Source organism: Staphylococcus sp. HMSC062A01, assembly GCF_001836805.1.
GTDB classification, from domain to species: Bacteria; Bacillota; Bacilli; order Staphylococcales; family Staphylococcaceae; genus Staphylococcus; species Staphylococcus haemolyticus.
In genome coordinates this window covers 78,405-103,584 of sequence record NZ_KV830625.1, presented here as the reverse complement: position 1 = coordinate 103,584, position 25,180 = coordinate 78,405, and the positions used below count along the sequence as shown (strand labels likewise).

Below are 25,180 nucleotides of genomic sequence, written 5' to 3'. Positions count from 1 at the left end.
GAAAGTGGATTGATAACCAATCCGCTTTCTGTTTTTTCATTTTATGAATGTTTAAATAGTTTTAAAATTAAATACATAATAATACTAATAACCGCAATAACTGAGAAAGTAATTAAGAATATTAATTCTGTTTGGTGGAATTCAAATGCTAACGTAAAGTTATTAAAACTTTTGAATGTGCTATAAACGATTAAATTAAGTATGATTAATGCGATTAAAGCAATGATGGATAACCACGCTAACCAACTAAAGAAATGCTTAGCGTTAGGAAACCTGAAATCATTATTCATGTGTGGACACCTCTCTTCCGTCGCAATTGTTTCGAATCAAAACATTTACTACATATATACACTAGAATGTATATCTTTAAACGCGAATAGAGGCTACATAGCATTTATAATCATACATCATTCAATTCTTTAATATTGATGTACAACCCCTGATTTGATTGTTTTATCAACACGAATCGTATCATCTACTACTACGATATCAGCATCTTTACCGATGGCTAAACTACCTTTATGGTCATCAATTTTTAATGCGATGGCTTGATTCAAACTCGTTACACGCCATAAATTCTCTAATGAATCATGTGTATATTCAATTAAATTATACAAACCGTCATTCATTTTCAAGATGCTACCTGCTAAAGCGCCACTTGCTAGGCGAGCCTCTTTTCCTTTAACGATGACATTCTGTCCGCCTAAATCATATTCACCGTCTTCCATTCCTTTCGCACGCATCGCATCAGTGATGAGATACATGTGTTCATTTCCTTTTTGCTTATAAGCAATATGTACAGAAGCAGGATGTGAATGAATACCATCAACTATAATTTCCGTATTTAATTGTTCATTCGTCCACGCCGCACCAAAGACACCTGGATCGCGATGTTCAAATGGTGTAGCTGCATTATATAGATGTGTTACATGTTTTGCACCATGGTCCACCGCTTCATTCGCTTCATCAAACGTTGCCACAGTATGCCCCATTGAGAAGATAATATCTTCATGCAATTGATTAAGTGTATCATGTGCGCCTTCAACTTCAGGCGCAAAGGTAATAATTTTGATTTGCTGATTCGCAACTTCTTGGAAATGTTGAATCTTAGACGCAGATGGACGTTGCACATATTTAGGATTTTGCGCGCCAACTTTATGCTCTGAAATAAATGGTCCTTCTAAATGAACACCACCTACTTCAGCCGCTTCTTCTCGTTGTTGATCAGCTTGATATGCCACAATGTTTTTCAATGCCTTTTCAATATTAGCGTCCGATTGCGTCATCGTCGTTGCTAAGAATGTTGTTGTTCCCTCTGATAATAATTGTTCAGCCAAATGTTTTAACCCGTCATAAGAAGCATCCATTGCGTCCTCACCATAGCCACCATGAATGTGAATATCTATGAAACCTGGTAATACATTTTGACCTTTCACGTCGATTTGTTCTAATTCTCCAGTATACGTTCCTTGTTGAATATCACTTATTTTGCCATCTTCTACTACAAGATATCCATTTTCAATAACTTGTTTTTCCGTATAAATTTTACCATTTGTAATGACATAGTTTGTTGACATGATATACCTTCTTTTCTATTTAATTCTTCAATTTTTCATCTCAATTATAGCATTTCATTAGCTCGTATTTTGCCAATTTTCACTTTTGGAAAAAGTTTTCAAAACAGAGCGCTATTACTTAGAAATCATGATATTTCAAAAAAAATGAATTTTGAAAACATTTACTATTATAGGTATACTCAAACTAAATAAAATATAAAGGATGACGTAATTGAACAATGAATGACAAGCGGAAGAAAAATAATTATTTAGTATATGGGATATCCGTAGCCATCATTATACTTATTACTGCAATGGCCGGGATCTTTCCTAAAGCATTTGGCGCTAATGCACAACATATTTATAATTTTATTTCTAATTCATTTGGTTGGCTGTTCTTACTTATTATATTTATTTTAGATATCTTTTTAATCTCTTTAGCAATTTCTCGTTACGGTCGTTTCAAATTAGGCAGTGATGATGAAGAACCAGAGTTTTCATTTTTATCATGGCTAGGGATGTTATTTTCAGCAGGACTAGGTGTCGGTATTGTATTCTGGGGTGTTGCTGAACCACTCACACATTATCTTCATTCACCTTTTCCAAAAGATGTGCCAAATCAATCAGCCGAATCAGCACGTGTAGCCATGGGCTATACCTTCTTTCATTGGGGGATATCACAATGGTCAATCTTCGCTATGGCTGGACTTATCGTGGCATATTTCCAATTTAGAAAGAAGCGAGATGGTTTAATTTCTACAGCAATGGAACCTGTCTTTGGTCAAGCTTACAAACGTCCATTTCGAAATGTGATTGATATTTTAGCAATTATAGCTACAGTCATGGGTATTGCCACTTCTATAGGTCTTGGCATCATGCAAATTAGTGGTGGATTGAATCATGTCTTCCATGTACCAAATAATAACGTTACAAAAATTGCTATTACGGTACTCATGGTTTGTATTTTCTTAGGTTCTGCAATAACTGGTTTAAATCGGGGCGTTAAATGGCTAAGTAACATCAATATTATTTTAGGCGCTGTTTTACTACTATTCATGCTTATCTTTGGAGACTTAAAATTCATCTTCGAATCTTATACTTTAGCAATCGGAGACTATATCAGACATTTTGTTGAATATAGCTTACGTATTAATCCATATTCTGGCAATAATGCTTGGATACAACAGTGGACTGTCTTTTATTGGGCATGGGTAATCTCATGGTCACCGTTCATAGGAGGTTTCGTCGCTCGCGTATCTCGTGGACGTACAATTCGTGAATTTATCATGTGTGTATTAATCGTACCTCCACTCATTTCATTCGTATGGATTGCAGGATTTGGTGGTATGGCCGTTAAAGTTGCTATGGGTGGCGATAACATCGCTAAATTAGTAGATAAAGATTACACAGTAGCTTTATTTGAATTACTATCAAAATTTCCATTAGCAGATATTACGAGCATATTAGCAGTCGTCTTAATATTCTTACTCATAGTGACAAGTGCAGACTCAACAACACATATTGTTGCTGGCATGGCAACAGGAGGTAGCGAGAATCCAAAGGTGAAACATAAAGTGATTTGGGGATTGCTGATCGGTGCCATTTCAGTTGCAATGACAATTGCAGGTGGTTTGACGAGTTTACAGACTGCATCCGTTGTAACAGGATTACCATTCTCTATTATTCTATTACTAATGACACTTTCTATTATGCGCGCGCTTCGCAGAGAACATACGAAGCACTTCCAAATGTCTTATATTGATGATGACAAAGATTATTCCATTCCATTAGAACAACGAGAAGATCATAATAAATCTAATGAAAAAGAACAAGGTAAGGAACAGAACAATGAAGAAGAATAACAATATGAATCTGTACTTTAATTTACTGCCTTTAATTGGACTAATCATAAGTATATTTTTATTCATACTATATTTTGTCATTTATCATGTAGATGATAATTGGGTTATTGTAAGTTTATATTGTTTATTACCAATATTTGTGAATAGTTCGATCACTTTAGCATACAAGCTTTTTAATAAATAGCGCATATACCGCTCTTGTCATATGTGTAATTTTAAAATATTGTAGTAATAAGCACTTTTTATCATTAAGGGGAAACAAGGGGGATTTATAATGAATTACAAACAGTCATCACCTGAAGTCTTACGTCAATTAATTCGAGATGGAGAACTTGTCGGTCACACAAGCGGTATGGCTGAAGGTTATATACAAGCTAATGTGGTTATATTGCCATCGAAATATGCTTATGATTTCTTAAAGTTCTGTTTTAGAAATCCAAAGACTTGCCCACTCTTAGATGTATCAGAAGTTGGCGCACATTCTTTTCCATATTATGGGCCATATGCGGATATACGCACTGATGTTCCGAAGTATCGCATTTATGAACATGGGCAATTGATTAAGGAAGTTGACGATATCACTGATCTTTATACTGAAGATATGGTTAGCTTTCTAATTGGTTGTAGTTTCACTTTTGAACATGCATTGTTGGAAGCTGGCTTACCTGTACGTCATATTGAAGAGGGTCATAATGTACCTATGTATCGTACTAACATCCCTGCCGAATCAAGTGGCTATTTTAAAGGTAACATTACAGTTAGTATGCGTCCGATGACTATGACTCAAGCGATTAAGGCAACAGAAATTACTTCACATTTTAAGAATGTTCATGGCACGCCGATTCATATTGGTACACCAGAAGAACTGGGAATCACTGATATCGATAAGCCTGATTATGGAGAAGCTGTCACAATCAAACCTAACGAAATGCCTGTCTTCTGGGGATGTGGCGTGACACCACAATCTGTTGCACTTGATGCCAAACCTGAGTTAATGATTACACACTCACCCGGACACATGTTTATTACAGATATTAAAGATAGCGAATTAAATGATTAATTTTTTTGAAAAAGGGAGATACGCAGCTAAAAATTATGCTGAGATATCTCCCTTTATGTATTTATATTATCCAATGTGTATTAAAAGTTGATAAATAAGTGTGCCCGCATAGTTCCCTATGACATAACCTAATGTACCTATAATTAGTATTGGTCCAACAAGACCTTGCCATCCTTTACTAATAGCTAAAGCTGCTGCCGTTGTAGGACCACCAGCAGTAGCATTACTTGCCAACAGTATTTCTTCAATCTTAAAGTTAAATAACTTTCCTAGTATTAAACTTAAACCTAGATTGAAAATTAAAATAATCATCACAAAGACAAATAATAGTGGTGCTGTTTTTATAATCGTCATAAATGAAGCAGGTGTTCCTATCACTACAAAGAATATGTAAATAATAAATGTTCCAATTTCTGAAGAACCGGCTAATTTATCAAAGAAATCTCCCCAAATAGCCACTGCCAATAATGTAAGTGTTGTAAGTAACAAGTATTGATCGCCAAAGAAAGAAACCAGTATCGTAAGTAGGACATTAGACTGCGGTATCACATGTTGAATGATCTCAGATAATTTAAAACTGATTGCTACTAATGCCACTGCAATCGCTATTGAAAGTGCAATATCTAATAATTGAATTTGCTTCGGTTGCCAATAAGATTGTTGCGTTTCTGGTGTTGACTCAGTTTGATAATCTGTCTTAAACCACCTTTTTATAATAGGTAAAGACGGTATTACAATCAACAACATAAAGTACAATGCCATAACACTATTATCTGCAACGACTGTTGATGAAATCATGTCGCTCGGCGTTTTAAACTTTGTGCTTAAAGCTGCAAAGTTCACGCCACCTCCTATATAGCTTCCTGTCATCATCGCACCAATTTTTGCTAAATATGGAATCCACTGATGAAGTAAAATAAATCCTACCGTTGTCCCCATCAATGTTCCAACTGATGCAATTAAGAAGATATATAATAATCGACGACTTTCCTTCCAAATCTTTAAAATATTAGAACTGAACAATAATAAAGGAATTGATATTGGTACCGCGTAATCCCATACTGTATCATAAACCGGCGATTCAGTCGGGATAATCTTAAAATTAGATAATAACATAGCCCCTACTAATGCAATGATGGCACCTGAAATGGTACTTGCCCATTGATATTTCTGTTCCAAGAAGATACTGACTGTCGCCCAAACTATAATTATGGCCCATAATATCCACGTATCATCTTTTGCGATTAATGTCCCTATTGTAAACATCATCCCATCCCCTTTCTTGAGTAACATTTTATACTATTCATAATTTAATTTCGATAGTCTATGCCGTTTTTATAACGTTATAATCTACTGATAATAATTCTCAATAAAATGTAAAAATGCTCTGTACATTGCTTAAAAATAGGACTGTTCTATGTATGAAAATGTTCGAAATTTGGAAAGAAGGTTTCTAGATGAATAACTCTGTTAAATATAAAAAATTTATATTACCTCTAGTCATAGGCATACTTATAGCTGTGCTTGCACCTTTCAGACCTGAATCATTAAGTCTGGATGCATGGCTAATGTTTGCTATATTCGTAGGTACCATTATCGGCTGTATCACACAACCTATGCCGATTGGTGTCGTATCGATCATAGGGTTCACGCTAACCGTGTTAGTTGGCGTTATCGATACAAAGACTGCCGTACAAGGTTTCGGTAATCCTAGTATTTGGTTGATTGCAATGGCATTCTTTATCTCTAGAGGCTTCGTTAAAACTGGACTCGGTCGTCGTATCGCACTTCAGTTCGTAAGATTATTTGGGAAGAAGACACTCGGTCTAGCATACTCACTTGTCGGTGTAGATTTGATTTTAGCACCAGCAACACCTAGTAATACTGCTCGCGCAGGTGGAATTATGTTTCCAATCATTCAATCGCTCTCTAAATCATTTGATTCTGATCCGAAACAAGGCACCGAGCGTAAGGTGGGGTCATTTTTAATCTTTACTGAATTCCACGGCAACCTTATTACTGCCGCGATGTTCTTAACTGCAATGGCCGGTAACCTGCTTGCTCAGAACTTAGCTGAGAAGACTGCACATGTTCACGTTACTTGGATGAACTGGTTCTTAGCAGCCATCGTCCCTGGTATTGTGTCACTTATCGTCATACCATTTATTATTTATAAAATGTATCCGCCAACAGTTAAAGAGACACCTGATGCGAAAGATTGGGCTGAAAATGAATTAGCTGATATGGGTTCAATTGCTAAAGCTGAAAAATTCATGATTGGTGTATTTATTATCGCATTACTACTTTGGGTAGTCGGTAGCTTTATTGGTGTAGACGCAACATTAACTGCTTTTATCGCATTATCTTTATTACTTATTACAGGCGTGTTAGATTGGATAGATATTTTAAATGAAACTGGCGCTTGGAATACATTAGTTTGGTTCTCAGTGCTAGTTATGATGGCAGATCAACTGAATCAATTAGGCTTTATTCCATGGTTAAGCCATACTATCGCAAACAGTTTAGGCGGTCTAAGTTGGCCAGTCGTCCTTGTGATACTAATAATCTTCTATTTCTATTCACATTATTTATTTGCTAGCTCAACTGCTCACGTCAGTGCTATGTATGCAGCATTACTCGGTGTAGCCGTTGTTGCAGGTGCACCACCGTTATTTAGTGCATTAATGCTTGGTTTCTTTGGTAACTTAATGGCCTCTACAACACACTATAGTAGTGGTCCTGCACCTATTCTTTACGCAGCCGGTTACGTCACTCAGAAACGTTGGTGGCTGATGAACCTAGCCTTAGGCGTTGTGTACTTTGTAATCTGGCTCGGTTTAGGTTCCTTATGGATGAAATTGATAGGTTTGATGTAATTATATTAAGGAGAGAAACAGTGAATTCTGTTTCCCTCCTTTTTTGTTCTTTATTCCTTTATATTTATCTCTTCCTTAGTCAATACTATTGAACAAATAAAGACTTTTACTTACATATCTTTTCTGTTGCCAAATATTTTAATACGCATTATAATTTATAAAAAATATTATATTATAACAAATGGAGATGATACTATGATTCCAGAAGAAAGAAATTCATATACTTTAACTGAAGAAGAAGCTATCATATTTGCAACTGCAAAGTTTAAGCCTTTTCATAACCGACTTGAAGAAGATACACCACAACCAAATCCATTTAAAAAACTAGTAGAAAATGAAAAAGATAAACCATCAACTTTGTAATATCTTTGAACTTACTAACTATGAGATGGAAGATGAATTTCTTCTCAAACTTATCCGACGAAATATAAGTAAATTTAAAACTTCTTCAAACCCTTCTATTGCATCTTACTTGCAAGACAAAGCTCTTTCTTTAAATAAACAAAATTCAATCCGCACGTATTTATTAATTGATTCCGATACTTCAGAACTCATCGGATATTTTTGTTTAAAAATAGTCATCATAAAATTTGAAATTAATGTAAGTAAAAATATTAAAAAGAAAATTTCTTCTGATGCTATGAAAAACAATGAATTTCCATCTTTATTAATTACGAAACTCGCTAGAAACGACCAATATAAAGGTTTAGTTTCAGGGAAAACAATTTTAGAATATGCATTCTCAATAGCTTATGATATTTATAAAAAAACTGCATTGAAACATGTTTGCGTTGACTGGTACGATCATTTCAAACTAGAAAAATTTTATTGTGAAGATTGCGGCTTTAAAATATTTCAATATAGAAATACAGATAAGGGTAAAATTGTTTCTGCATTTTATAAATTTTAGTAATTGTAAGTTTCCCCCATTTTATATCAAACCAATAAAATATTTTCATTCTCTTCCAAATATTATTCTCTTTTATCGTATCAAATATCAAAGTCTTCCTAAATTACCCATCAATCTCAAACCCTAAATCTTCAATCATTTGATAATCGAGTTCATTCGGTTGCCCACCTGTAATCAGATAATCACCTACAAAGATGGAATTGGCTGCTTTTAATGCGATGGCTTGTAAAGAACGTAAATTGACTTCACGCCCACCTGCAATACGAATTTCTTTAGATGGGTTAATCAATCGAAACATCGCAATAATTCTTAAACATTTCATTGGTGACAATAAATCGAGTCCCCCGAATTTTGTCCCTTTAATTGGATGTAAGAAATTAATTGGAATACTATCAGCATCAATTTCTCTCAACGCAAATGCCATATCGATGATATCCTCGTTCGTCTCACCCATGCCACAAATAACTCCAGAACATGGCGAGATATGATTCGCTTTCATAATTTCAACCGTACGCACACGATCTTCATATGTATGTGTTGTAACGACTTCATTATGATACCTTTCGCTTGTATTCAAATTATGATTATAGCGATCCACACCCGCTTCTTTTAACTTCTCCGCTTGTTCTTCATTTGTTAAACCTAAACATGCGCAAATTTTAAGTTGTGGATGCAACACTTTAATATCATGAACCGTCTCACAGATATGATCAACCTCTCTATTTGTAGGCCCACGTCCACTCATGACAATACAATATGTACCAATATGATTCTCCGTCGCTACCTGTGCACCAGCTTTAATTTTGTCAGATTCAACTAACGCATAGCGTTGTTTTTCTTTCATTTTCACCGATTGACCGCAATAACCACAGTCTTCTGAACAAATTCCACTTTTCGCATTTAATATCATATTGAGTTTCACTTTTTTCCCGAAAAAGTGTTTCCGAATGATATATGCTTCATTTAATAATTCAAATGTATCAATCGTTTCATCTTCAAATAATGCTAACGCCTCATCCTTACTTAATACGTCTTGATTTAAGATACGTTCTGCTAAATTTAATCTCATGTTATTAAACCCCTTACTTTAAAAAATCCCGTAAAAATTCTAAATGTAAACTTTATATATAAATAAGTTTACATTAACGGCGTGAAAAATTAAATATTTAGCCGGAAATTAAACAAAACAATAGACTAGAATATCTTAAAATATCCCAGCCTTAATCAACATATTCACCGTTATAGTCTTCATTGCAAGGGCAAGGCAACGAAATCTTTTTAACACACTCGATTTCTGCCTTACTCTCTATTCCTCATCATAATTTTTCTCTAATTTACGCAATTCATCGCGTGTTTTCTTCTGCAGACCTTCACCGTAATCCATCATTTGAACAATGTCTTTAAAGGCAGCATGTGGAATGGCCAGCTCATCTAACTCATCTGGATGTACATGTAAATCAATGTCGTCTTCACGTCCTTCTGCCAATTTATGAACGAAGTCAGGTTCTGTAACAAATGGTGACGACATGCCGACCATATCAGCGTTATTTAAAGCATCTAGTGCCGTTTCAGGTGTATTAATACCACCACTCGCAATCAATGGCACACGTCCATTTAAATACTCATATACGACTTGATTGACGCGGCGTCCATAATTGTCGCCTGGTGTACGCGTCTTATTCTGGTAAATATTGCGTCCCCAACTTGCGATAGCCACATAATGAATATTTGCGACTTCCATGACCCAATCTAAATATTGATTAAATTCATCAACTGTATAGCCTAAATCACTACCTCTTGTCTCTTCAGGTGTCGCTCTGTAACCGAATATGAAATCACTAGGCGCCTCTTCAGCGATGACTTTTTGTACTGCCTGCATGACTTCTAAGCCAAAGCGTGCTCGGTTCTCTAACGAATCAACGCCATATTGATCATGTCGTTGATTTGAGAACGTAGAGAAGAAAGTTTGAATGAGTAAACGTTGTGCAACGGAGATTTCAACGCCATCAAATCCAGCTTGAATTGCTCTAGATGTTGCATCGGCATATTGTTGTATGACGTTATGAATTTTCTCCACCGACATTTCTAAAACGTCATGTTTAATTGGAGAGTGTAACGTCATTGGACTTGGGCCATAGACTTCCCCATAATTCATAATTGCAGTATTTGAGAATCTTCCAGCATGTGCAAGTTGAATAATCGCTTTATTCCCCTCTTGTTTCATAGCTTGCGCCACTTTTCTTAAACCAGGAATACAAGCATCATCAGAAATATTAAACCCATATTCAAATAACTGACCATATGGCTCGATATAAGCTGCGCCAGTTACTTGTAATCCTGCTGAATTGGCACGACGTTTCGCATAACGTATGTCTTCCTCTGTTATATGCCCTTCTTTAGTAGACGAGTTCGTCGTCATGGGCGAAAGAACAAATCGATTAGCTAATGTAATGCCATTAGATAGTGTAATAGGTTCTAGCAGTGGTACGAATTTCGACATTTTATGACATCCTCTTTCGTTCATTTTTGTATTATTTTCAAAGTATCATGCTTTATGACAATACTCAATCGACTTGTTTGTGAACTGTTTTAGCACCCCTTTTCAGAAAAAGAAGAAAACCACTAGAACATTTGTGTGACGTATAAACTAAATTCCTACAAAATTTCACTAAACACGTTAAAATGGTGGTGGGTATTATAATTAAGGGACTAAACAATTAACTTTGGAGATGAGCGCCAAGTGGATTTCAATATATTAGATTATGCCATGATTGATGAAGGCAAGGATGCGACGCAAGCTTTACAAGATACCACAAGACTTGCGAAACTCGCTGATGACTTAGGCTACAAGCGTTTCTGGTTAACAGAACATCATGATGTTCCAGCGTTTGCGAGTGGTAGTCCTGAATTATTAATGATGCATTTGTTAGGGGAAACGAAGCGCATTAAGTTAGGGTCTGGTGGCGTCATGTTGCCTCACTATAGCCCGTTTAAAGTGGCCGAAAATTTTAAAATGTTAGAGGCACTCCATCCTGGTCGGGTTGACTTGGGTATCGGCAATAATCCAGGTACAGCGGTGGTCAAACGTGCAATGGATGAGGACAAGCGTGACTATCTTGATTATGCACAAAGCATTGAGGATATTCGTCATTATTTGACGCAAGCACCAGAGGAACAACGTGTAGGACAAGTGATTAGTCAACCTCACCTATCACGTCATCCAGAAATGTGGCTCTTAAGTGCAAGCCAACGCTCAGCTAAATTAGCTGCTACACAAGGCATGGGCTACACATTAGGAACATTCTTATTACCTAGCCAAGATAAGATTGATGCAGCTAAAGCGTCAGTAGAGACGTATCGTGAACACTTTCAACAAACTGCGTTAAACATGTCACCCACAGTCATGTTAACAACGTTTGCGATTGTAACGGACACTGAAGAAGAAGCGCAAGACTTACTACACGCACTTGACGTGTGGCTACTAGGCAAACGTCAATTTGCCGAGTTCGACCGCTTCCCATCCATCGAAACAGCACGACAATATAACTTAAGTGACCGTGATAAACGCGTTATCGCTCAGCATCGTGCACGCATCTTAGCTGGCACAATCGAGCAAGTGAAACCCCGCTTGGACGCAATGATCCAAGAATTTAAGGCGGATGAAGTCTTAGTCGTACCGCTATTACCAGGCATCGACCAACGATGTCGTACAATTGAACGCATCGCACAAGCGTATTTATAAATAAAGAAAGGATGATATGAAATGGCTAAATTAGCTAATTATTTATATGTTGAAAAGGTAGGAAACCAATATATTTATCGTATGACACCTGAATTACAAGATGACGTAGGTACAGTAGGTTATGTAGAATTTATGGGACCAGATGACGTTAACGTCAATGATGAAATCGTGAGTATCGAAGCATCTAAAACTGTGTTAGATGTGCAATCTCCACTTGCAGGTAAAATTGTCGAACGTAATACGAAAGCTGAAGATGAGCCAGCTATTTTAAATTCTGAAAAGCCAGAAGAAAATTGGTTAGTTAAATTAGAAAATGTAGATGAAGCAGCATACGACGCATTACCAGATCCAGATGAGGACTAAATGTCAGTGAACCAACAAGAACGTTTAGCTTATCTTATTGAAACGATGTGGAAGGAACAATATGGTGACAAACCTTTAGACCTCCCTCACACTGACACAGAACAGTGGGAATTGTATCGTGGTTTGGCCAATGTTCGTCCACCTGAGCCTGTCAGTTCTGAGTACTTAGATATTCAAGATGCCTATTTATCTACATTAAACAACCAACAAGACATTACACATATTGATGATTTAACACCTGTTTCAGATGAGCCATTATATTTATGGCTAGGTGACATCACAACACTTGATATTGACGGTATCGTCAACGCAGCGAATAGCCGATTCTTAGGATGTATGCAAGCGAATCACGACTGCATAGATAACATCATTCATACCAAGGCTGGTGTACAGTTACGTCTAGATTGCGCTCATATAATTGAGCAACAAGGACGTAAAGAAGGTGTTGGTAAAGCAAAGGTTACCTCTGCTTATAATTTACCAGCCAAATATGTCATTCATACGGTTGGCCCGCAAATTCGTAAACAACCTGTATCTCAGATGAATAGAGATTTGCTTGCACGTTGTTATCGTAGCTGTCTAGCGCTTGCCGATGAAAAGGGGTTAAGACACTTAGCATTCTGTTGTATTTCAACAGGTGTCTTTGGATTCCCACAAGACGAGGCAAGTCGTATAGCGATTGAAACGACACGTCAATATTTACATGAAACTGGCTCAGAGTTGAAAGTACTCTTTAACGTATTTACAGATAGAGATTTAGAACTATATAAGGAGGCTTTCAATGACAACAACAGATAACCCAACGCATAACGAGAATTGGATAGCGCTTGATAAGGCGCAACAACAAGACCCCACTCAAACGGATATCTTGGCACAAGCCATTGATGAAGCTGATGCCATCGTTGTCGGCATAGGCGCTGGTATGTCTGCTTCAGACGGTTTCACTTATATTGGTGAACGTTTTACGCAGAACTTTCCCGACTTTATCGAGAAATATAATTTCTTCGATATGTTGCAAGCGAGTTTGCACCCGTTTGATAGTTGGCAGGAATATTGGGCATTTGAAAGTCGTTTCGTGAAGTTGAACTACTTAGACCAACCTGTCGGCCCTTCTTACGTTGCACTTAAAAAGATGCTTGAACACAAGGATTATCATATTATTACGACCAATGCAGATAATGCCTTTTTAGTGGCAGATTATGATTTAAATAAAGTATTTCATATTCAAGGAGAATATATTCTTTGGCAATGTAGCCAACACTGTCATGCACAAACATATCGTGATGATGATGCCATTCGCGAAATGGTAGCCAAACAAGAAGACATGAAAATCCCATATGAGTTGATTCCACATTGCCCAAAATGTGATGCCCCTATGGAGATTAACAAACGTAAAGCACAAGTCGGCATGGTTGAAGATGCAGATTTCCATGCACAATTAGATCGCTACAATCATTTTCTAGATACTCATAAGAATGGCAAAGTGTTATATCTTGAAATTGGTATTGGTTATACGACACCACAATTTGTGAAACATCCTTTCCAACGTATGACGCGTCACAATCCCAATGCCGTGTTTATGACGTTAAACAAGAAAGCGTATCGTATCCCTAAATCAATCCAAGATAGAACCATTCATCTCACTGAAGATATAGCATCATTAATCATTAACGCACAAAGACAATTAACAACTTAGGAGACAAAAACATGTATTTAATAGAACCTATTCGTAATGGTAAATATATCGATGATGGCGCCGTAAACTTGGCGATGCAAGTATATATTAATAACAATATCTTTCTGGACGAAGATATATTACTTCCATATTATTGCCAACCTAAAGTAGAAATCGGTCGTTTCCAGAATACAGCGGTTGAAATCAATCAAGACTACGTCGATGAGAACAACATTAAAGTCGTACGTCGCGATACAGGCGGTGGCGCAGTTTACGTCGATGATGGTGCTGTCAACGTATGTTGTATTTTAGAACAAGATACATCCATTTATGGTGATTTTCAACGCTTCTACCGCCCTGCTATTCAAGCGTTGCATAATTTAGGCGCAACTGACGTCATTCAAAGTGGTCGTAATGATCTCGCTTTAAATGAGAAGAAAATTTCAGGTGCTGCGATGACATTATTGAATAACCGTATTTATGGTGGTTATTCATTACTATTAGATGTCGATTACGACGCCATGGTCAATGTATTGAAACCAAACCGTAAGAAGATTGAATCTAAAGGCATCAAATCAGTCCGTGCCCGCGTCGGTCAAATCCGAGACGCTTTAGACCCTAAATATCAAGATATCACCATTCATGAATTCAAAGATCTCATGATTAAGCAAATTATGGGAATAGATGACATTAAAGATGCCAAACGCTATGAATTAACAGACGAAGATTGGGCTGGCATTGATCAATTAGTCGCTGAAAAGTATGATAATTGGGAATGGAACTATGGCCGTTCACCACGATATGAATACAATCGAAATGAGCGCTTTAGTTGTGGCACAATTGATATTTCCCTATCAATTGAACATAACCGTATTGCCGCTTGTCGTATTTATGGAGATTTCTTTGGTCAAGGTAACATTCACGATGTTGAAGAACATTTAATTGGTACGCGCATGGTCAAAGCTGACTTGATTGAACGTTTGAATGACATTGATTTGACGTTCTACTTTGGCAATCTTAGCGTAGAAGAATTTGTGTCATTTATATTGAGTTAATTGCAGAGATAGACGTATTTTAGAATGGATAACTAAAAGAATTCATTTCAAGCCTATGATTGACTATTTTACAATCATAGGTTTTTTTATATTCATAGAGAATTCTAATAAATGTAAAAAGAATTTGACATTATCTCTCATGATGCTATGCTATAAATGTAAAATACTTTTGACATTTAGAGGTGAAATATATGTTTTATATCTTACTTTTCATTAGCGTACTAATTTTTGGTATCATTTGGACAATTATTACAAATAAGTATCTCCCAAGCGAAACGCTAGATACTAAAAATACTGATAGAACTGGTTACGATGAGAGACAACGCACAATGTTTTTAGAAATATTTTCTAAAACTTTTGTAGGTTTAGTTTATACCTTTTTCATCGGTATGATTTTAAAAATATTCGCTTTATACCAAGGACATCATACGGTTTATCCATTTAATCAATTCCCAGAATTGGCTTATATATTAATAGTAGCTTTACTATTAGTAATGAATTACTTTATAGTGAAAAAGAAATACACGCCATAGGACTGATTAAAATGAAAAACAAAATAAGAGAATACCGGAAACAAATGGGTATGTCTCAAGACACATTAAGTAAAAATGTGAACGTTTCCCGTCAGACAGTTAATGCAATCGAGAACAATAAATACGATCCAACCTTGCAACTTGCATTTAAATTAGCAAAGCAATTCAATACAACTGTGGACGACCTATTTAATCCTTAAAAATTATAAGTAGGTGATAATAATGTTAAAAAGACAAGATGAAATGGAAAAACAACATTTTAGTATAGCTAGTAAATGGACTACAGTTTACTTTTTTATCGTATTAGCGGTTTATAATTTCTATATTAAATTTACTGAGGGAGATTTTAATATAGTCTGGTTGATTTTACTCATCGGTTTAGTTATCTATTGGGGCATTGCAACGTACTTAAAATATAAGACGCGAATCAAAGATTAGCTTGTCAGAAATTTAAATGGTTCATCCATTACTTAAAATACATTTTTACACTTTCGGATATTAAAATGCTTTAACAAGTTTTATAATACATTTAGTAAACACCAGTCCCCTCACCACGCCAACTAGTGAGGGGTTTTTTGATACCCAAACGACCACTAAAAAAACCTGAGCTTACGTATGTAAATCACATACATTAAGCCCAGGTTCAACTTATTTATTAAAATGTATTGAGTGTTATTATATAACCATGTCAAAAGTCAATCACATTTATTATTTTTTAATTAATGTACCAATCTTACCATCTAGGGCATCTCCTAAATCTTCAAGAGATGTGATTAATACACTACCTTCTGGATTTTTCTCGATAAATTGTAATGCTGCTTCTACTTTAGGTAACATACTACCTTTTGCGAATTGACCGTCAGCAATATGTTGATTCATTTCATCCACTGTTACTTCACCTAAAGCTTCTTGATTATCTTTACCGTAATTAATATAAACATAATCTACTGCTGTTAAGATGATTAATTGATCTGATTTTAAGTGTGCTGCTAGTAAAGCACTTGTTTTATCTTTATCGATAACAGCATCGACGCCTTTATAGTTACCTTCTTCTTTGACAACTGGGATACCGCCACCACCAGCTGCAATAACTAATGTACCGTGTTTAATTAATGTTTCAATGCTATCTAGTTCTACAATGTTGATTGGCATTGGAGAAGGTACAACACGACGATAACCTCGTCCAGAGTCTTCTACAAATTTATAACCTTTTTCTTCCATTGTTTGTTCCGCTTGTTCTTTTGTATAGAATAAGCCAATTGGTTTCGTAGGATTATTGAATGCTTGGTCATCACCAGCTACTTCAACTTGAGTCACTAATGTAACCACTTGTTTATCAATATTTAAAGCATGAAGTTCATTTAATAAGCTTTCTTGTAGTTGATAACCAATGTAAGCTTGACTCATTGCGCCACATTCTGGGAATGGGAACGCTGGTCCTTGACCATTTTCAGCTGCATAATTTAATCCTAAATTAATACTGCCGACTTGTGGTCCATTACCATGGCTGATTACAACTTCATAACCTTTTTGGATTAAGCTAACTAATGATTTAGCTGTTCCTTTAACTAATTCTAATTGCTCTTCAGGTGATTGTCCTAAAGCGTTACCACCTAAAGCCACTACGATTTTAGACATAGGTAGGTCTCCCTTCAATTATTCTCCTAAAGTTGCAACCATTACAGCTTTAATAGTGTGTGCTCTGTTTTCAGCTTCTTGGAAGACAACAGATTGTTCACTTTCAAAGACTTCGTCAGCAACTTCCATTTCAGTTAAGCCATATTTTTCTTGGATTTCTTTACCAATTTTAGTTTCAGTATCGTGGAATGATGGTAAGCAGTGTTCAAAGATGGCACGTGGGTTACCAGTTTTTTCCATCATTTCTTTAGTTACACGATATGGTTCTAATAATTTGATACGTTTTTCCCAAACTTCGTCAGGTTCACCCATTGATACCCAAACGTCTGTGTAGATAACGTCTGAACCTTTAACACCTTCATCGATGTCATCAGTCACTAAGATTTCGCCACCATTTTTAGCTGCGATTTCTTTACAACGGTTTAATAACTCATCTGTTGGATTTAATTCTTTAGGGCAAACTAAGTGGAAAGTCATTCCCATGATAGCTGCACCTTGCATTAATGCATTTGCTACATTGTTACGTCCATCTCCAACATATGTGAAGTTGATTTCGTGGTATGGTTTTTTCAATACTTCTTTTGCTGTTAAGAAGTCAGCAAGTACTTGAGTTGGATGATCTTCATCTGTTAAGCCGTTCCACACAGGCACACCTGAATATTTCGCTAATTCTTCAACAGTACGTTGTGAGAAGCCACGGTATTCGATTCCATCATACATACCACCTAATACACGAGCAGTATCTTTCGCAGATTCTTTTTTACCCATTTGGCTTCCAGTTGGTCCAAGATATGTCACGTGAGCGCCTTGATCATATGCTGCAGTTTCAAACGCACAACGTGTACGAGTAGAATCTTTTTCAAAAATTAATGCGATGTTTTTACCTTTAAGTTTTTGCTGTTCTATACCGGCGTATTTCGCGCGTTTTAAATCCTCTGATAGATTTAGTAAAAACTCAACCTCTTTTTGTGAAAAGTCTAATAGTGTTAAAAAACTTCTGTTTCTTAAATTTTGCATCTTGTACAACTCCTTTGTGATATCTTTCACATGTATTGTAAGCGATTGCGAAATATAATACAACACTTTTCAAATAACTTTATAAATTATTTATGTATAATTGACAAAATGTTTACAATGACATGTTTTTTGATATATTTACAATTTTTAGCGCTATAATGAAAGTGACTACTATGATTTTTATGATTTTATTATTACACATAAAATAGCATTATTAAACTTATTTAGTAAATACTTTCTTTTAGGAATTTATATACCAAAAAACCTTCTTTGTAATGTCGATACAAAGAAGGTTTATTTTAGTGCTATGCGTCTTTAGCGCCTCGATCAATCATATCTTGTTTAGTAACAATAGGATATTTCTTAAATACAAGTGAACCAATCCAACCTGCAAGTCCACCAACGATAGCCATGACAACGCCATAAATAACGACTGTCATTGGATTATTAAAACCAAACATTACAAGGAATCCAGCAATTGGTGTTGCTGTACCTGTCGCATCATTGATCATGCCTGATAATGCGATTATTAAACCTGCAGCTGCTCCACCAAAGAAATTCGTTATGTAAATCGGAATTGGGTTAGCTGACACTATATCTGCTTGAGACAAAGGTTCAATACTTACTGAAATCGTTGACTTGCGATCACCTAATTTTAAACGGTGGAATAATGTACCGTTCATAAAAGCTGAACTAAATGCTGCCATTGCCCCGATTGCCATAGGTATACCTGTTAGTCCTAATAAAGCTGTCAATGCCATTGAACTTAATGGCGCAGTACCCACAACTGTAATGATACCGCCGAGAACAATCCCCATAAATATTGGATTCGTGTCTGTACTACTTTGAATAATGTCACCAATTTTTAAAAGTGTGTTATTAACGACTGGCGTTAAACCTGCTGCAATCAATCTTGCAAGTGGCGCAAGTAGAACTACTGAACCAATCAAATCAACGCCATCTGGAACGTATTTCTCAGTGTACTTCATAACGTAACCGATAAGGTACCCTGCGAAGAAACCTGGTAAGAGATCCATGCCACCACAGGCAGCACCAATAACTAGTGCGTAGACTGGAGACACACCAATCGCAAGCGCAGTCAATCCGGCTGCAGCAACGCCTCCGAGACCTCCCGCAGCATCCCCTAACTCCTCTAGAAATTTGATTCCGAATACTTCTCCACCAACATACTTGTTGAATGCTTCGACTAAGAATGTCGCAATAGCCGCGTTTGCCAGTGCTCCCATCGCACGCATTCCGTTAGGCGCTTTATACGTAAATAATGTAAAAATAATAAGAACTAAAATTAAGAATAAAGTACCAATTAGTAAATCCATAAAATTTTTCCATCCCCTTGTAGATAATAAAAAAATGAGAATATAAGTTAACTGTTTTAGACGCCTAAAGTTATCTTTTATCCTCATTTAGTGACTATTTTACTAAAAAAACAAATTATATTCTACGGAATTTATTATTTTTTATGTAAAAAGCAAAATTAATACTATGCAAATGAATATATACGAATTTTGCATTTAATATTATTATTTGGTAAATGGAATGACTTTTTATTTATTATTAACGTAGCGCAATTTTAAGTAGATTACTTTTGATTTCAATAAAGTTAATATTTTTATTCTTTTTGTTTGCAAAAATAGTTTTATTTTAATTTGAATGGGTATTTATTAAAAGTAGATACATAATTGATGTATTTGTTTTGGGATAATCATTGCATTAGTAATTTCTTACGTGTTGAATTACATGCTCTTTTCAATTTAGATTGAATTACTCACACTTCCTTAAATTATAGAGTACATTTATGAATCACTAATGATCCCATGCCGATAAAATGTATCCTTACTATACATTTTATTAAAACCCAATAATTGTATTTTCCCAAAACGCCAATATGGCCGTTAAAGCACTTATAGTTCTCCCAATGCTATAAGTGCGTTTGCTATGTATAAAACAAGGGAATGAAACTGAATTCAAGTTAAATTCTGTCTCACTCCCTACTCCATATTATGTCTTAAATATTACCTTGGACATCTGCAGTTTTTATAAATGCTATAACTCCCTCTATCATTCCAATAACACCAGGAATACCTGTCCAACAAAATAATATATATAATAGTGCTTTACCATATTGTTTTCTATAAAATCTGTGTGCCCCCAAGCCACCTAAGAAAAATGCTAACGCTGCATAAACATATTTATTCACTATAAGTTCGTCTCCTTTAACCAAATGATTTAAAGAAACGCCAAAAAGTTCTGTCATCTCCAATAATGCATGTATGTCTGGAGAACTGACATCCCTTTCCCAATTTGAAATAGAATGTCGAGAAACATTTAGTTTTTCTGCCAACCTCTCTTGAGACATCTTTTTAGACTTCCTTAAGTTTCTAATACGTTCCCCTACACTCTTGGTTTTCAAATTGATTCGCTCCTTTACGTTGCCATCATATGGTTAAAATCTTGTTTATTCTAGCGAAAATTATGAACAAATACATTATTTTTGTAGAAATTTAGTGATTTGAAGCAATTTTTTTAATTTAAGACCTTCCGGAATAGAGGGTCAGTCTAAAATTAAAAATTATAAATATGGTTTGATTTCTTGATAGTTTTAATTAAAAATAAAGCAATTAAACTAAAAATCACTATTCCAACAAGTCCTGTTGAACCATAAAGTAATGGATTGAATTGTGATTCTTTTATAGAGAAAGTAGTTACAGTACTTGAAAATTGATTTAAAATTCCGTGCATTATCGCTGGCACAAAGATATTTCCAGATTTGATATATGAATAAAATAGAATAATGCCAAACGGAATACACATTAATATCATCATTATATTTCCTAGAATTGGATGATTAGGATAATTATGCCCCATTAAGATAAGAGGGAGATGCCATAATCCCCATATAAAGCCGCCTAAAATTAATCCTTTTGTTACTCCAATATTAGTCAATTTAGGGTACATGAAAGCTCGCCAACCTAACTCTTCACCTAGATAAGCAATCATGCTAAATAGTATACCTATTGATAGATTAAGTATTATTGGAATCAATAAGTTGATAAATAGCGGTACATCTGGTAAGAAAATAAAAACATCTTTCATTCTATCTTGTTGTTCTGTGCTATTTAGAAATTGATTGGGATTCAACATATAAGAAACTAAGTAAATAATTATCAAAGCCAATAGCATCATCAATGGATGTATAAACCAATATTTAATTTTACCTAATCTAAGTCCGAAGAACTTCCAAAATTTTTTGTCACGATAATAAATTGCCCATACAATGATTGCCGTAATAGCAGGAAACAACATCGTTAAACTCGCAATTAAAGAGAAAGCTTGAAGTCCGCCGATTAAATAAACAAGACCTTCAATACTATAGGTTAAAACGAACACTAAAATAATATATGTAAGTAATGAACGACGCATCGTTGATTTGGTACCTCCTTATGATTGATTTAATTTTTGGGCTTTCTTTTTCTAAGCCAAAGTAAAATGCTCAAAATAATTGCACTTCCTATATATAATCCAAGAAATAATCCTATTATGCCAAAAACGCCTTGTTGTGTTTCATGGAATTTAATGATAGATTGGCTTGAACTCATAAAGACAAATCTAACGGTTTCTAGACAGACTAAATGAAACAACATATTTGCCCATAAGGAACCAGCAAATTCTCTGTATAATTGTAACGTGATGCCAAATATATAAAACTGAATCATTAAACCTACAACTGACAATAGTTCTGGATTACCTAAATGTATTAAGTTTGAAATAATATGCGCTACCCCACCAATAATTGCAAATAATGATGGAATAAATTTGAACTATTTTCGTAACTCATTTAATATCAATCCACGAATCAACACTTCTTCTGGAAAAGCCTCATATAATACTGTGAAAAGACAATTAAATAAAAACATTGCCCAAATATGTATATCCGTACTTACGCTCACATTTTGCATTAAACCTGTACTAATACCTATTACTAATACGATAAATGTAATTAAAAATGGTAGTGCCAATACTATGATTAAATCTCGCTTATTACTATATCCTTTTAATTTAATTTCTTTTAAAATGTCTGGGTTCTTTGAGTGAATGTACTTTAATGTTATCAATGTCCCAACGGTAAATATAATTCCACTTATCAGTTGACCAATAGGTTTCGCTAGACCATGATTCATAACAAGCCCACCTAATTCTCCTGCAACTTCCAATATAGCAATTGTGAGAATCATATAAGTTAAAATCTTATAAATACTAAATTGCCTTACCTTCATAAATCATTATCTCCTTCAAGTTAAATTTTTATGAGTGCAATTTAAGGCTAACATAATAAAGCACAAAGCTTAATAACTGCTTTGTGCTTAGTTTATTTGGTTTCTTATACACTTCTTCATTGCAATATAAATAATGGCTATCAAGAATAATATTATCGCTACGAGTGAAGAGGTATTGCCGTATGCGCCACCGGTTAGGAGTATGTTTTTAACTTTAATAATATATTGAATTACGCCGTAGTCATCGTTATGCGTTGCGATATGGACAAAGTCTGACAGGTTCCAGCACATATGCATAAAAACACTTGGCCAAATTGAGTTAAATTTATACGCCGTCATACCGTACAATATACCAGCGACCGTGCCACTTACGACTAATAATATTAGACTAACACCAGACATCCCGCCATTAAACAAATGGACTAAAGCGAATAATACTGATGTAACAATGATGGCAAAGGTAATATTCGCTTTCTTTTCAATGTAGCCCATTAATAAGCCTCGTACTGTTAATTCTTCAGCTATAGGTGCACATACTCCACCTAAAACAATAATTTCAAATAACATTTCTAAATATTCTATTACAGTATCAGCTTTCGTTATTTCAAAATGACCTGGAATAAAGACACAATAAATGATGATATTTATAATCGGAATCAGTAAGCCAACTGATAGATAACTTAGACTAAACTTAAGTGTGTTAATACGATAGTCACTTAATTTCTCTTTAAATCCTTTATTAATTAAAAGTTTAATGAATAAAAAGGTAAGTCCCACATAGGTGATACCATGTAAGATTGTTTCAAAAGATTTCAAATCTAACAAATGCCATAGTAAAGCAATATTTTGCGCAATGACTGTTAATACAAACGTCAAAATAATGACACCAATCATCTTCAAATACTTAATTATTAAGCTCATCATGTACCTCCCAAGTTGAGTTAGGAGACCTCACTATTAACTTGTAAAGATTTGTGTTATTGTACCGCACACGATAACTACCAAAATTAATACGAACCACCACTTTTGAGATAAGAAATCCCAAAAATTTAAATGTTCAGGATATGATTGTGATTCTTCTCTTTTATAAGGATGAGACGTTTGCCCTGTTAATAATTCGTCTGTGGAAATGTCAAAACGTTGCGCTAATTGAACAATCATTTGCGCATTCGGTTCAATCGTACCCTGTTCCCATTTGGAAACGGTTTGGCGTGTCGTATGTAATTCAGTAGCTAATTGATCTTGAGTTAGATTATTCTCTTTACGATGTTTCCTAATCTGTTCAGCAAGTTTCATAGTTATGGTCACCTCTCTTCTAACTTAGCAAGTTCATTTGTCACTTTCCGCATACAAAATCGTGCATTTGCTTGAATTTCGCTAACATTTTGTTTCCAAAACTTAGCATATCATGTTAACTATATTTATATCAGTCAATTTTCTACTATACAAATTTATGCTATGTTATTAATAGATAAAAAAATCACTAGGGGTGCATTTAATATGCTGAGAGGAAGTAAAAACTTTCAACCCTTGAACCTGTTGGTTAGTACCAGCGTAGGAAAGTGAAATACATATACTGCTATTTCTTTCAAATTCACTTTTTTACGAAAAATTGTCTATTGGAGGAATTTTTTTATGGAAAAATTAATTGTTGGTTTAGAATGGTTTTTAAATCCTGATCACTTACCTTTAATTTTAGGTATTGAAAAAGGCTGGTTTAAAGAAGAAGCGTTAGAAATTGAAATGATTGAACCAGAAAAACACTTCGATGCATTGGAAGAAATCGAAAATAATTCAATGGATATTGCAATTACTGAACCTATTCATTTAGTTGAAGATAAAGCAACTAATCAAAATGTGGTAGGTTTTGCCAGATATCTACACACTAATGGCGGTGTTATGTATAACAAAGATAAAGGAATAAAGACACCTAAAGATTTAGTTGGCAAACGTCTTCAATATCCTGGAGCCCCTGGCCTAGGAGGTATTGCTATTGCCAAAACAATGATTGAAGCTGATGGTGTAACATACAAAGAGGGAGATATAACACCAGTTAATAATAGTTTTTATCATACTGACGCACTATTAAATGATAAAGCAGATGCTGCCACACTTATATTTGAAAACTTTGAGATTCTCGAAGCAAAAAGTAAAGGTTTAAATGTAGATTATTTTGCATTAAAAGATTATAACGTGCCAGACTTTTGCCAGTTAATTTTTATTACAACTCCTAATAAATTAAAAGAGGATAAAGGAAAAATTAAAAAATTCCTTAAAGTCATTAAAAAAGCAATTCAATACATTAATACTCATCTCGAAGAGGTAGTCGATGTTTATGCTACATATACTCAAACGGATATAAGTAATCAATTAAATAAAGACACAATCATTGCAACTACCAAATGTTTTACTAATGATTTATCTATGAGCCCAGAATTTTATGATGACTTACAATTATGGCTTAAGGAAAATGGCAAAATTGAAACAACTATAGATGCTAACGAATACTTTAATAACCATTTATTATTTAACAGAACTTCTAAATAATAATGATAAGAGCACACTAGATTTCAGATTAGCGTGCTCTTAATTTATATA

General features: G+C 35.0%; 28 protein-coding genes and 1 riboswitch. Of the genes, 15 read left to right on the top strand and 13 right to left on the bottom strand.

Features of this window, described 5'->3' with window-relative positions:
• Positions 1-41: 41 nt before the first annotated feature.
• Positions 42-290 (bottom strand): hypothetical protein, encoded by a 249-nt coding sequence (locus tag HMPREF2715_RS07165; RefSeq protein ID WP_011274606.1) that lies wholly within the window; start codon positions 288-290, stop codon positions 42-44.
• Between the two features lie 129 nt (positions 291-419).
• Positions 420-1,577, bottom strand: a complete 1,158-nt coding sequence (gene nagA, locus HMPREF2715_RS07160; RefSeq protein WP_070440477.1) for an N-acetylglucosamine-6-phosphate deacetylase — start codon at positions 1,575-1,577, stop codon at positions 420-422.
• Positions 1,578-1,795: 218 nt separating this feature from the next.
• Between nagA and HMPREF2715_RS07155 the strand changes: the two genes are divergently transcribed.
• On the top strand, positions 1,796-3,418 hold the full coding sequence (locus tag HMPREF2715_RS07155; RefSeq protein ID WP_011274604.1) for a BCCT family transporter: 1,623 nt from the start codon (positions 1,796-1,798) through the stop codon (positions 3,416-3,418).
• Positions 3,419-3,692: 274 nt separating this feature from the next.
• Positions 3,693-4,478: a putative hydro-lyase gene (locus HMPREF2715_RS07150; RefSeq protein WP_011274603.1), complete on the top strand. Its 786-nt coding sequence runs from the start codon at positions 3,693-3,695 to the stop codon at positions 4,476-4,478.
• A 66-nt stretch (positions 4,479-4,544) separates the two neighbouring features.
• Here HMPREF2715_RS07150 and HMPREF2715_RS07145 read toward each other — a convergent pair whose 3' ends face one another.
• Positions 4,545-5,744: a DUF819 family protein gene (locus tag HMPREF2715_RS07145; RefSeq protein WP_011274602.1), complete on the bottom strand. Its 1,200-nt coding sequence runs from the start codon at positions 5,742-5,744 to the stop codon at positions 4,545-4,547.
• Positions 5,745-5,935: 191 nt separating this feature from the next.
• Here HMPREF2715_RS07145 and HMPREF2715_RS07140 point away from each other — a divergent pair, with 191 nt between their 5' ends.
• From HMPREF2715_RS07140 to HMPREF2715_RS12265, 3 genes are all read left to right on the top strand, one after another.
• Complete coding sequence (locus HMPREF2715_RS07140; RefSeq protein WP_070839727.1) at positions 5,936-7,354, top strand: anion permease; 1,419 nt, start codon at positions 5,936-5,938, stop codon at positions 7,352-7,354.
• Between the two features lie 195 nt (positions 7,355-7,549).
• A complete protein-coding gene (locus HMPREF2715_RS12045) occupies positions 7,550-7,717 on the top strand; it encodes a hypothetical protein (protein WP_011274600.1) in 168 nt (55 codons plus the stop codon).
• On the top strand, positions 7,689-8,264 hold the full coding sequence (locus HMPREF2715_RS12265) for a hypothetical protein (RefSeq protein ID WP_059747037.1): 576 nt from the start codon (positions 7,689-7,691) through the stop codon (positions 8,262-8,264). Before HMPREF2715_RS12045 ends, HMPREF2715_RS12265 begins: the two co-directional genes overlap by 29 nt.
• A 103-nt stretch (positions 8,265-8,367) precedes the next feature.
• On the opposite strand, the gene bioB is transcribed toward HMPREF2715_RS12265, so the two are convergent.
• Together bioB and HMPREF2715_RS07125 are read right to left on the bottom strand one after the other, a co-directional pair.
• Positions 8,368-9,333 carry a biotin synthase BioB gene (gene bioB / locus HMPREF2715_RS07130; RefSeq protein ID WP_070632216.1) on the bottom strand — a complete coding sequence of 322 codons (966 nt, stop codon included), beginning with the start codon at positions 9,331-9,333 and terminating at the stop codon, positions 8,368-8,370.
• Between the two features lie 237 nt (positions 9,334-9,570).
• Positions 9,571-10,764, bottom strand: a complete 1,194-nt coding sequence (locus HMPREF2715_RS07125; protein ID WP_070440467.1) for an NADH-dependent flavin oxidoreductase — start codon at positions 10,762-10,764, stop codon at positions 9,571-9,573.
• A 240-nt stretch (positions 10,765-11,004) separates the two neighbouring features.
• Here HMPREF2715_RS07125 and HMPREF2715_RS07120 point away from each other — a divergent pair, with 240 nt between their 5' ends.
• From HMPREF2715_RS07120 to HMPREF2715_RS07085, 8 genes are all read left to right on the top strand, one after another.
• A complete protein-coding gene (locus HMPREF2715_RS07120) occupies positions 11,005-12,006 on the top strand; it encodes an LLM class flavin-dependent oxidoreductase (protein ID WP_011274596.1) in 1,002 nt (333 codons plus the stop codon).
• A gap of 21 nt (positions 12,007-12,027) precedes the next feature.
• Positions 12,028-12,369 (top strand): glycine cleavage system H family protein, encoded by a 342-nt coding sequence (locus tag HMPREF2715_RS07115; RefSeq protein WP_011274595.1) that lies wholly within the window; start codon positions 12,028-12,030, stop codon positions 12,367-12,369.
• Entirely contained in the window at positions 12,370-13,167 is a 798-nt protein-coding gene (locus tag HMPREF2715_RS07110) for a protein-ADP-ribose hydrolase (RefSeq protein ID WP_011274594.1), read from the top strand.
• Complete coding sequence (locus HMPREF2715_RS07105) at positions 13,151-14,065, top strand: SIR2 family NAD-dependent protein deacylase (protein WP_070440465.1); 915 nt, start codon at positions 13,151-13,153, stop codon at positions 14,063-14,065. Before HMPREF2715_RS07110 ends, HMPREF2715_RS07105 begins: the two co-directional genes overlap by 17 nt.
• A gap of 11 nt (positions 14,066-14,076) precedes the next feature.
• Positions 14,077-15,099 carry a lipoate--protein ligase gene (locus HMPREF2715_RS07100; protein WP_046308894.1) on the top strand — a complete coding sequence of 341 codons (1,023 nt, stop codon included), beginning with the start codon at positions 14,077-14,079 and terminating at the stop codon, positions 15,097-15,099.
• A 191-nt stretch (positions 15,100-15,290) separates the two neighbouring features.
• Positions 15,291-15,632: a hypothetical protein gene (locus tag HMPREF2715_RS07095; protein ID WP_011274591.1), complete on the top strand. Its 342-nt coding sequence runs from the start codon at positions 15,291-15,293 to the stop codon at positions 15,630-15,632.
• Between the two features lie 11 nt (positions 15,633-15,643).
• On the top strand, positions 15,644-15,832 hold the full coding sequence (locus HMPREF2715_RS07090) for a helix-turn-helix transcriptional regulator (protein WP_016930575.1): 189 nt from the start codon (positions 15,644-15,646) through the stop codon (positions 15,830-15,832).
• A gap of 22 nt (positions 15,833-15,854) precedes the next feature.
• Positions 15,855-16,070 carry a hypothetical protein gene (locus tag HMPREF2715_RS07085; RefSeq protein WP_011274589.1) on the top strand — a complete coding sequence of 72 codons (216 nt, stop codon included), beginning with the start codon at positions 15,855-15,857 and terminating at the stop codon, positions 16,068-16,070.
• Between the two features lie 270 nt (positions 16,071-16,340).
• Here HMPREF2715_RS07085 and arcC read toward each other — a convergent pair whose 3' ends face one another.
• From arcC to HMPREF2715_RS07070, 3 genes are all read right to left on the bottom strand, one after another.
• Positions 16,341-17,270, bottom strand: coding sequence for a carbamate kinase (gene arcC, locus HMPREF2715_RS07080; protein ID WP_016930574.1), 930 nt, complete (start codon positions 17,268-17,270; stop codon positions 16,341-16,343).
• 18 nt (positions 17,271-17,288) lie between these two features.
• Positions 17,289-18,287: an ornithine carbamoyltransferase gene (gene argF / locus HMPREF2715_RS07075; protein WP_011274587.1), complete on the bottom strand. Its 999-nt coding sequence runs from the start codon at positions 18,285-18,287 to the stop codon at positions 17,289-17,291.
• Between the two features lie 305 nt (positions 18,288-18,592).
• Positions 18,593-19,579 (bottom strand): PTS sugar transporter subunit IIC, encoded by a 987-nt coding sequence (locus HMPREF2715_RS07070; RefSeq protein WP_226955423.1) that lies wholly within the window; start codon positions 19,577-19,579, stop codon positions 18,593-18,595.
• On the opposite strand from HMPREF2715_RS07070, the gene HMPREF2715_RS12435 reads away from it, so the two are divergent.
• Positions 19,533-19,670, top strand: coding sequence for a hypothetical protein (locus HMPREF2715_RS12435; protein WP_370591667.1), 138 nt, complete (start codon positions 19,533-19,535; stop codon positions 19,668-19,670). The two genes, HMPREF2715_RS07070 and HMPREF2715_RS12435, sit on opposite strands and share 47 nt — an antisense overlap.
• Positions 19,671-20,313: 643 nt before the next feature.
• Here HMPREF2715_RS12435 and HMPREF2715_RS11660 read toward each other — a convergent pair.
• The 5 genes from HMPREF2715_RS11660 to HMPREF2715_RS07040 all read right to left on the bottom strand — a co-directional run bounded on the left by HMPREF2715_RS11660 (position 20,314) and on the right by HMPREF2715_RS07040 (position 23,878).
• The gene (locus HMPREF2715_RS11660; protein ID WP_083307976.1) at positions 20,314-20,718 is read right to left on the bottom strand and encodes an NINE protein; all 405 of its coding nucleotides are present in this window, start codon (positions 20,716-20,718) and stop codon (positions 20,314-20,316) included.
• 152 nt (positions 20,719-20,870) lie between these two features.
• Entirely contained in the window at positions 20,871-21,728 is an 858-nt protein-coding gene (locus tag HMPREF2715_RS07060) for a CPBP family intramembrane glutamic endopeptidase (protein ID WP_070632224.1), read from the bottom strand.
• A gap of 398 nt (positions 21,729-22,126) precedes the next feature.
• Positions 22,127-22,582: a hypothetical protein gene (locus HMPREF2715_RS07050; protein WP_070839724.1), complete on the bottom strand. Its 456-nt coding sequence runs from the start codon at positions 22,580-22,582 to the stop codon at positions 22,127-22,129.
• Between the two features lie 87 nt (positions 22,583-22,669).
• Positions 22,670-23,503: a CPBP family intramembrane glutamic endopeptidase gene (locus tag HMPREF2715_RS07045; RefSeq protein WP_070632240.1), complete on the bottom strand. Its 834-nt coding sequence runs from the start codon at positions 23,501-23,503 to the stop codon at positions 22,670-22,672.
• A gap of 36 nt (positions 23,504-23,539) precedes the next feature.
• Positions 23,540-23,878 carry a helix-turn-helix domain-containing protein gene (locus tag HMPREF2715_RS07040; protein WP_070632244.1) on the bottom strand — a complete coding sequence of 113 codons (339 nt, stop codon included), beginning with the start codon at positions 23,876-23,878 and terminating at the stop codon, positions 23,540-23,542.
• 179 nt (positions 23,879-24,057) lie between these two features.
• Positions 24,058-24,160: riboswitch (TPP riboswitch) on the top strand.
• 57 nt (positions 24,161-24,217) lie between these two features.
• On the opposite strand from HMPREF2715_RS07040, the gene HMPREF2715_RS07035 reads away from it, so the two are divergent.
• Entirely contained in the window at positions 24,218-25,129 is a 912-nt protein-coding gene (locus HMPREF2715_RS07035; protein WP_070632246.1) for an ABC transporter substrate-binding protein, read from the top strand.
• The last annotated feature ends 51 nt before the right edge of the window (positions 25,130-25,180 follow it).

What these genes read in the sequence shown, in the direction of transcription:
- HMPREF2715_RS07155 (WP_011274604.1), top strand. Translation starts at nt 1,796, where the DNA reads ATGAATGACAAGCGGAAGAAAAATAATTATTTAGTATATGGGATATCC.
- bioB (WP_070632216.1), bottom strand. Translation starts at nt 9,333, where the DNA reads ATGAGATTAAATTTAGCAGAACGTATCTTAAATCAAGACGTATTAAGT.
- HMPREF2715_RS07145 (WP_011274602.1), bottom strand. Translation starts at nt 5,744, where the DNA reads ATGTTTACAATAGGGACATTAATCGCAAAAGATGATACGTGGATATTA.
- nagA (WP_070440477.1), bottom strand. Translation starts at nt 1,577, where the DNA reads ATGTCAACAAACTATGTCATTACAAATGGTAAAATTTATACGGAAAAA.
- HMPREF2715_RS07050 (WP_070839724.1), bottom strand. Translation starts at nt 22,582, where the DNA reads ATGAAGGTAAGGCAATTTAGTATTTATAAGATTTTAACTTATATGATT.
- HMPREF2715_RS07035 (WP_070632246.1), top strand. Translation starts at nt 24,218, where the DNA reads ATGGAAAAATTAATTGTTGGTTTAGAATGGTTTTTAAATCCTGATCAC.
- HMPREF2715_RS07165 (WP_011274606.1), bottom strand. Translation starts at nt 290, where the DNA reads ATGAATAATGATTTCAGGTTTCCTAACGCTAAGCATTTCTTTAGTTGG.
- HMPREF2715_RS12045 (WP_011274600.1), top strand. Translation starts at nt 7,550, where the DNA reads ATGATTCCAGAAGAAAGAAATTCATATACTTTAACTGAAGAAGAAGCT.
- HMPREF2715_RS07100 (WP_046308894.1), top strand. Translation starts at nt 14,077, where the DNA reads ATGTATTTAATAGAACCTATTCGTAATGGTAAATATATCGATGATGGC.
- argF (WP_011274587.1), bottom strand. Translation starts at nt 18,287, where the DNA reads ATGCAAAATTTAAGAAACAGAAGTTTTTTAACACTATTAGACTTTTCA.
- HMPREF2715_RS07090 (WP_016930575.1), top strand. Translation starts at nt 15,644, where the DNA reads ATGAAAAACAAAATAAGAGAATACCGGAAACAAATGGGTATGTCTCAA.
- HMPREF2715_RS07085 (WP_011274589.1), top strand. Translation starts at nt 15,855, where the DNA reads ATGTTAAAAAGACAAGATGAAATGGAAAAACAACATTTTAGTATAGCT.
- HMPREF2715_RS07110 (WP_011274594.1), top strand. Translation starts at nt 12,370, where the DNA reads ATGTCAGTGAACCAACAAGAACGTTTAGCTTATCTTATTGAAACGATG.
- HMPREF2715_RS07105 (WP_070440465.1), top strand. Translation starts at nt 13,151, where the DNA reads ATGACAACAACAGATAACCCAACGCATAACGAGAATTGGATAGCGCTT.
- HMPREF2715_RS07095 (WP_011274591.1), top strand. Translation starts at nt 15,291, where the DNA reads ATGTTTTATATCTTACTTTTCATTAGCGTACTAATTTTTGGTATCATT.
- HMPREF2715_RS07045 (WP_070632240.1), bottom strand. Translation starts at nt 23,503, where the DNA reads ATGAGCTTAATAATTAAGTATTTGAAGATGATTGGTGTCATTATTTTG.
- HMPREF2715_RS07040 (WP_070632244.1), bottom strand. Translation starts at nt 23,878, where the DNA reads ATGAAACTTGCTGAACAGATTAGGAAACATCGTAAAGAGAATAATCTA.
- HMPREF2715_RS07060 (WP_070632224.1), bottom strand. Translation starts at nt 21,728, where the DNA reads ATGCGTCGTTCATTACTTACATATATTATTTTAGTGTTCGTTTTAACC.
- HMPREF2715_RS12265 (WP_059747037.1), top strand. Translation starts at nt 7,689, where the DNA reads ATGAAAAAGATAAACCATCAACTTTGTAATATCTTTGAACTTACTAAC.
- HMPREF2715_RS07150 (WP_011274603.1), top strand. Translation starts at nt 3,693, where the DNA reads ATGAATTACAAACAGTCATCACCTGAAGTCTTACGTCAATTAATTCGA.
- HMPREF2715_RS07125 (WP_070440467.1), bottom strand. Translation starts at nt 10,764, where the DNA reads ATGTCGAAATTCGTACCACTGCTAGAACCTATTACACTATCTAATGGC.
- HMPREF2715_RS07115 (WP_011274595.1), top strand. Translation starts at nt 12,028, where the DNA reads ATGGCTAAATTAGCTAATTATTTATATGTTGAAAAGGTAGGAAACCAA.
- arcC (WP_016930574.1), bottom strand. Translation starts at nt 17,270, where the DNA reads ATGTCTAAAATCGTAGTGGCTTTAGGTGGTAACGCTTTAGGACAATCA.
- HMPREF2715_RS07140 (WP_070839727.1), top strand. Translation starts at nt 5,936, where the DNA reads ATGAATAACTCTGTTAAATATAAAAAATTTATATTACCTCTAGTCATA.